The following is a 5,636-nucleotide window of genomic DNA, read 5'->3' as shown; positions in this document are numbered from 1 at the left end:
AGCCAAAAGCCTCTCCCTTTGGGAGAGGTGGCATTGCGGAGCAATGACGGAGAGGTGTAGATTCCAACAAATCCTTGAGTACGGATTGTTCTGGACCACTAAAATCAGAGAAAGTTTTTACCATAGTAATCTCTCGTAAACCACGTTGGTAATTCTCGGTCTTCGGTGGCTCTATATGTTGACCACGAAAGGTAATAGGCATCAACCGAAGTGTATTATCAGCTAAATTATAAATACCATACCCTTCATAACCTAGAAAGTACACTTGTGAGTCGATGGACTTCATCGCTAATATTCGTTTTGAAATGATGGCATCACTAGAATTTACTAATGTATGCTCTTCTGGGTCTATGCGTACTGTTTTACTATCGTAATTCCCACCTACTGCAAGCCAATAGGACAGCCCCACTACAATTAATGCTAGTATGCACAAACCGATACGTTTTATATTCATTTATACTCCCTATGAATCCCCAAGCATAAAACGTAATAATATATTGCCATTACAGTAAGTCCCTATTAATATTATCCCAATTCTAGGTATAACTGTAAATTTTATTTTTAATATCTTTGTGGATTTCTATGCCAAACTTAATGTAGTTAATCGCTCGCTAATTGACATCCCCTTATAGGTAAAAGTTGGTAACAACTCATGTAAAGGTTCTAAGACAAAGGTTCTATCCCAAAAATAAGGATGCGGTATAGTTAGAGTTTCATCACAAATGGAAATCATAGAACCGGCCTCATCAAAAGCCAAAATAATATCTAAATCTAATGTACGTGGTCCCCAGTGAATGAGTCGTTCACGACCAGCCCCTTGTTCTAAGGACTGAAGTACACTTAACATTTCATGAGGATTCAAAGTACTTTTACAAGACCACATGCCATTAATAAATGACGCCTGATCTGTATATCCCCAAGGTTCCGTTTCTATCAAAGAAGAACTAATAACCTCTGAAACTGTCTCATGCCCTTGTAATAGCTGAAAAGCAGAATTAATATATCCTCTTTTATCACCTATATTTGAACCTACACTGATGTAATAGGTATACATCAAATTTGACCTCTTGTAGTGACAACCTCAACATAATCTAGGATACCAGCAATAGGTACAGATGGTTTGCGCACCGTTACAGATAAGCCAACGATACCTTGATAATGTTGGTATAAAGAGTCGGCAATAAGTGCACCTAAACGCTCTAATAAATTATGTTTTTCTCCAGTCATAACAGATTCTACAAGCTCATATACTTCTACATAATTGATAGAATCCTCTAACTGGTCACTTTGACCGGCCTTTGTAAGATCCGTAGTAATTTCAACATCTACAAAAAAGCGCTGTCCTTGCTCTTGTTCAGATGTCAAATTGCCATGGTATCCATAAAATGCCATGTTTTTTAAAACGATTTTATCCATTATTCACCTCGTAATAGGCCATCTGCTACGGCCAAGGCGCGTTTGTGCATTTTCACATTATGAACACGCACCATATCAACACCTTGGAATACACCCGTAATACAAGCCGCTACCGTGCCTTCATCGCGTTCTTCTGGAGGTAAACCGCCCAACATAGAACCGATAAAACCCTTACGGCTAGGGGCAAGTAAAATAGGGTATTCATAAGCCGTTAATTCGCCTAAACGTTGCATAACTTCAATATTTTGTTCTTCTGTTTTACCAAAAAATCCGATACCTGGATCAAGCCAAATTTGTTGTGGTGTTACACCAACCTTTAAGGCTTTATCTACAGCAAAGAAGAAGTATGCTTTCATATCTTCAATGATGTCACCATAGTTTGTATCATTACTATTGTGCATGATGATTACAGGTACCTTGTATTTTGCGGCTATTGCTGCCATATCAGGATCATAGTGTAAGCCCCAAATATCATTTAAAATATGAGCGCCCTTTGAAAGTGCATAATCAGCAGTTTTAGCATGATAGGTATCGATAGATACAGGTACTGTAGATGCATGTAGTACAGGGTCTATCAATTGGGCTAAGCGTTCAATTTCTTCATCTGCTGTCAATGGTGTGCAACCAGGGCGCGTAGATTCTACGCCTAAATCAATGATATCAGCACCATCTTCAATCATTTGCGTTACATGTGCTGCTGCCGCTTCTGGAGTATTGAATTTACCACCATCAGAGAAAGAGTCAGGCGTACCATTTAGTATCCCCATAATAAGGGTACGATCGCACAAAGATAAACTTTTGCCATCATTCCATGTGTAATTTCTACGTTTAAACATTTGCCTGTCCTCCACCTAACATTGCCAACGCTTCATCTCGTAATGTGCCAGTCTCTGCTAGTACACCACGGCTTTCTAATGTAATAACCTTTGAATCTTGCTGCATGGTCCCTTTGATAAGCATACACAACTGAGTCGATGTAATGCGTACGAATACACCATGAGCAGATAAATCATTCATAATTGCATCTGCTAATTCTGATGCTAACCGCTCTTGTAGTTGCGGCCTCCGGCTAAGAATATTAACAATATCTTGAAACTTGCTAAGCCCTGCCACACACCCATCCTTAGGTTGGTACACAATATCCACGGTTCCAAAGAATGGCAACAAGTGGTGCTCACACATAGAGTAAAAAGGAATTCCTGTAACCGCTACAAGACCCTTATAATCAGTACTAAATGTTTCACCCCAGGCTGACTTTGTATCTAATCCTACGCCACTGAATAATTCACTATATAATTCTGTTACACGACTTGGTGTTTTCTCTAGCTCTGGCGCCTCAGTATCAACAGATAAAGCCGCTAAAAATTGCTTTATCCCGTCCTTTGCACGTTGATTCATCGGTCCTCCTAAACGATTTTCGTCGTCCAATCCTCAATATTCCAAATATCCGTAACCCAATCTTTATAAAATTCAGGTTCATGACTTACTAAAACGATAGTTCCTTTGAACTCACGCAAAGCACGACTCAGTTCTTCTTTTGCATAAATGTCCAAGTGATTCGTTGGTTCGTCTAATACGAGTACATTGTACTTATTTTGCATCAGTTTACATAAGCGAACCTTTGCATTCTCACCACCAGATAACACGCGCATTTGCGATGTAATATGCTCGTTAGTAAGGCCACAACGAGCAAGCGCTGCACGTACTTCTGCATTAGTCATTGCCGGATATTCATTCCAAATATAATCTAAGGCAGTTTCAGAATTGGATGGTGTATCTTCTTGAGCAAAATACCCAATTTGTAAGAAATCACCTTTTACCAACTCACCACTCACCGGTTTTAATAACCCTAAAATTGTTTTCAATAATGTCGTTTTACCTAGACCATTAACGCCACGAATAGCGATTTTTTTATTTCTTTCAATTTGAAAGTCTACTGGTCGAGTCAACGGTTCATCATAGCCTAATTCCAAACCAAAGGCCTCTACAATAAAACGACTTGGCGTACGGCCTTCTTTAAAACCAAAACTTGGTTTAATGTACTCTTTTGGCTTTTCCAAAATCTCCATTTTCTCTAACCGTTTAGCTCGAGAATTTGCCATACCACGCGTTGCTACACGAGCCTTATTGCGTTGGATAAAGTCTTCCATGCGCTCAATTTCTTGTTGTTGACGCTCATAAGCCTTAGCTGCTTGCGCTTTTTTCACTTCATAAGCCGCTTGGAACTGATGATAGTCGCCAGTATAACGCGTTAAAACTGCTTGCTCGATATGATAAATCACGTTGACTACGGAATTTAAAAACTCCATATCATGAGAAATCAAGATGAACGCATTTTCGTAGTTTTGTAAATAGTTTTGCAACCATTGGATATGCTCTACATCAAGATAATTTGTCGGTTCGTCCAAGAGCAAAATCGTCGGTTTTTCTAGTAAAAGTTTTGTACGCGACAAGTACAAGGTGCAGATCTATCTCGAGCCGGGCGAGGCGGTCGTGCTGAACGCCGGCTATCTGGTCTCGACCGTGCTCGAGACCATGAAAAACCGCAAGGATATCGCCATTCTTGATACCTCGGCAGCGTGCCATATGCCGGACGTACTCGAAATGCCTTTATTTCATCCGGGATATATCTTCTGCGGAAAAGCTGTATCTTATTCATATTCTCCCCCTGTATGATTAAATTTGTATAAAGTTAATTATAATATCCGCAGACAATGTTGTAAAGTAAAAAATCGCTACTCTCCAAATTCCATCATTACAATATGATAAAGTATATCCACGACTTTCTCTTCTCCAAATTTTGATACATCAAGCATAACATGTTTCAAATGTCTGTCACTTCTGTTTACGCCTGTTACATATTTATAGTAATTGTGACGCTGTCTGTCAATCCTTTTTATAAGATGTTCTGCCTCAACGCCTGAAAGCGAATATGCTTTTTTAAGATGCTCTATTCTCGCTTCATATGAAGAATACAAAAATACATTCAGTGTATTAGGATGCTCTCTAAGCACATAATCAGCACATCTTCCGAAAAAGATAGCTGAGTCTTTTGTATTTGCTATGTCTCTTATAACCTGACTCTGTGCTTCTATCGCCTCATCCGAATAAAATTTGCTTGAAGAACCGTATCCGAATCTCCTTGTAAGTTTCTCAACTGATGAGTCTATTACTTTGTCTGCATCCGCAAATTCATCGAGATTGATTCCCGCTTTTCTTGCCGCCATATCAACCAAATCTCTGTCATACATTTCCACACCAAGTCTGCTTGCAAGCATTCTTGTTATTTCTCTTGAATTACACCCAAATTCCCTGCTTATTGTTATATTAAATTTCTTCATGCCGAGCCTTCCTTTCATTACTGTATACTTATTATTTATTGTCAATCATCAATATTTGCAAAAGCAAAAATCCTTTATCTTTCAGTCACATATTTTCCGATTTTTCTAACCGCAGATGCCTGACTTATTCCCAACTTTTTTGCAACTTCAACTGTCGTATGATATTTTTCGTATGCACGACAAATAATTCCCTTTTCATAAAGTTCCATCATATCTTTCAGACATGTGTCCTCAAGAAACAATTGTGCTGATTTTTCCGTCATTTTCTCTGGCAGATTGTAAACCTCAATAATATTTTCTTCTGCCGTTAATACCAGTCTTTCTATTGTGTATCTTATCTCTATTATATTTTCTTTCCATTCATAATTAAGCAGACAGTTTAATGCCTTTGGCGAAAAATCAATTTTTCTTCCATATTTCTTATTATAATGTTCAAGGTAATATTCAATAAAAGCCTGCAAATCCTCAGGTCTTTCATTTATTGGAAGAACCTCAACCTGATAACTTTTATAATAATAATAAAACTCATCAGTTATTTTCTGATTATCTTTTAATTCTTCAAGTGAATATTCCGACAGACCAATACAAAGCTTATCTTCCGTTTTGAGTTTTGCAACAAGCTTTTTCTGCAATTTGGGCGACAAAACTTCCACATCCCCCAAAATTATTGCCCTATAACCGATAAAATCAAGTATTCCTCCCTTTTCACTGTCTCCAAAAAGCTCAATTTCAAGATTTTCTTCGGATATGAGCTTACAATTATATTCATACACCGCACCGTCCTGTTCGTAAGCCATACGGCACAAATATCCTTTGCCGCATCCGGTCGGGCCATGCACAAATGCACCTACAGGAATAAAGGAGAACAACGCGCCCTTC

Annotated in this window: 7 protein-coding genes and 2 pseudogenes; 1 reads left to right on the top strand and 8 read right to left on the bottom strand. The window is 38.5% G+C overall.

All coding sequences use genetic code 11. The features are described 5' to 3' along the window. The 6 genes and pseudogenes from Q7P05_RS04195 to Q7P05_RS04170 form a co-directional block, all read right to left on the bottom strand. Nucleotides 1-454, bottom strand: a pseudogene (locus Q7P05_RS04195) (hypothetical protein); the annotation flags it as partial. A 126-nt stretch (nt 455-580) separates the two neighbouring features. Further along, the gene (gene folK, locus Q7P05_RS04190) at nt 581-1,054 is read right to left on the bottom strand and encodes a 2-amino-4-hydroxy-6-hydroxymethyldihydropteridine diphosphokinase (RefSeq protein ID WP_303930673.1); all 474 of its coding nucleotides are present in this window, start codon (nt 1,052-1,054) and stop codon (nt 581-583) included. Then, complete coding sequence (folB, locus tag Q7P05_RS04185) at nt 1,054-1,416, bottom strand: dihydroneopterin aldolase (protein ID WP_005387223.1); 363 nt, start codon at nt 1,414-1,416, stop codon at nt 1,054-1,056. Before folB ends, folK begins: the two co-directional genes overlap by 1 nt. After that, nucleotides 1,416-2,252 (bottom strand): dihydropteroate synthase, encoded by an 837-nt coding sequence (gene folP / locus Q7P05_RS04180; RefSeq protein ID WP_105086148.1) that lies wholly within the window; start codon nt 2,250-2,252, stop codon nt 1,416-1,418. The genes folB and folP overlap by 1 nt, the downstream gene beginning before the upstream one ends. Then, complete coding sequence (folE, locus tag Q7P05_RS04175; RefSeq protein WP_005387220.1) at nt 2,245-2,814, bottom strand: GTP cyclohydrolase I; 570 nt, start codon at nt 2,812-2,814, stop codon at nt 2,245-2,247. The genes folP and folE overlap by 8 nt, the downstream gene beginning before the upstream one ends. An 8-nt stretch (nt 2,815-2,822) precedes the next feature. Further along, nucleotides 2,823-3,860: pseudogene (locus Q7P05_RS04170) on the bottom strand (ABC-F family ATP-binding cassette domain-containing protein); the annotation flags it as partial. A 49-nt stretch (nt 3,861-3,909) separates the two neighbouring features. On the opposite strand from Q7P05_RS04170, the gene Q7P05_RS04165 reads away from it, so the two are divergent. Beyond that, nucleotides 3,910-4,092, top strand: a complete 183-nt coding sequence (locus tag Q7P05_RS04165) for a hypothetical protein (RefSeq protein WP_303930667.1) — start codon at nt 3,910-3,912, stop codon at nt 4,090-4,092. 59 nt (nt 4,093-4,151) lie between these two features. Here the strand turns inward: Q7P05_RS04165 and Q7P05_RS04160 are convergent, their stop codons facing one another. Both Q7P05_RS04160 and Q7P05_RS04155 read right to left on the bottom strand, forming a co-directional pair. Next, nucleotides 4,152-4,757, bottom strand: a complete 606-nt coding sequence (locus tag Q7P05_RS04160; protein ID WP_303930666.1) for an AAA family ATPase — start codon at nt 4,755-4,757, stop codon at nt 4,152-4,154. Between the two features lie 74 nt (nt 4,758-4,831). Next, nucleotides 4,832-5,636, bottom strand: an 805-nt coding sequence (locus Q7P05_RS04155; protein ID WP_303930664.1) for a sigma 54-interacting transcriptional regulator, incomplete at its 5' end; no start/stop codon positions are given.

This window comes from Veillonella dispar (genome assembly GCF_937975875.1).
Taxonomy (GTDB): Bacteria; Bacillota; Negativicutes; order Veillonellales; family Veillonellaceae; genus Veillonella; species Veillonella dispar_B.
The sequence above is the reverse complement of the archived record's forward strand: the minus strand, read 5'-3'. Positions and strand labels throughout refer to the sequence as shown.

Coding starts and splice junctions, on each gene's coding strand:
- folK (WP_303930673.1), bottom strand. CDS start 1,054: ATGTATACCTATTACATCAGTGTAGGTTCAAATATAGGTGATAAAAGA.
- folB (WP_005387223.1), bottom strand. CDS start 1,416: ATGGATAAAATCGTTTTAAAAAACATGGCATTTTATGGATACCATGGC.
- folP (WP_105086148.1), bottom strand. CDS start 2,252: ATGTTTAAACGTAGAAATTACACATGGAATGATGGCAAAAGTTTATCT.
- folE (WP_005387220.1), bottom strand. CDS start 2,814: ATGAATCAACGTGCAAAGGACGGGATAAAGCAATTTTTAGCGGCTTTA.
- Q7P05_RS04160 (WP_303930666.1), bottom strand. CDS start 4,757: ATGAAGAAATTTAATATAACAATAAGCAGGGAATTTGGGTGTAATTCA.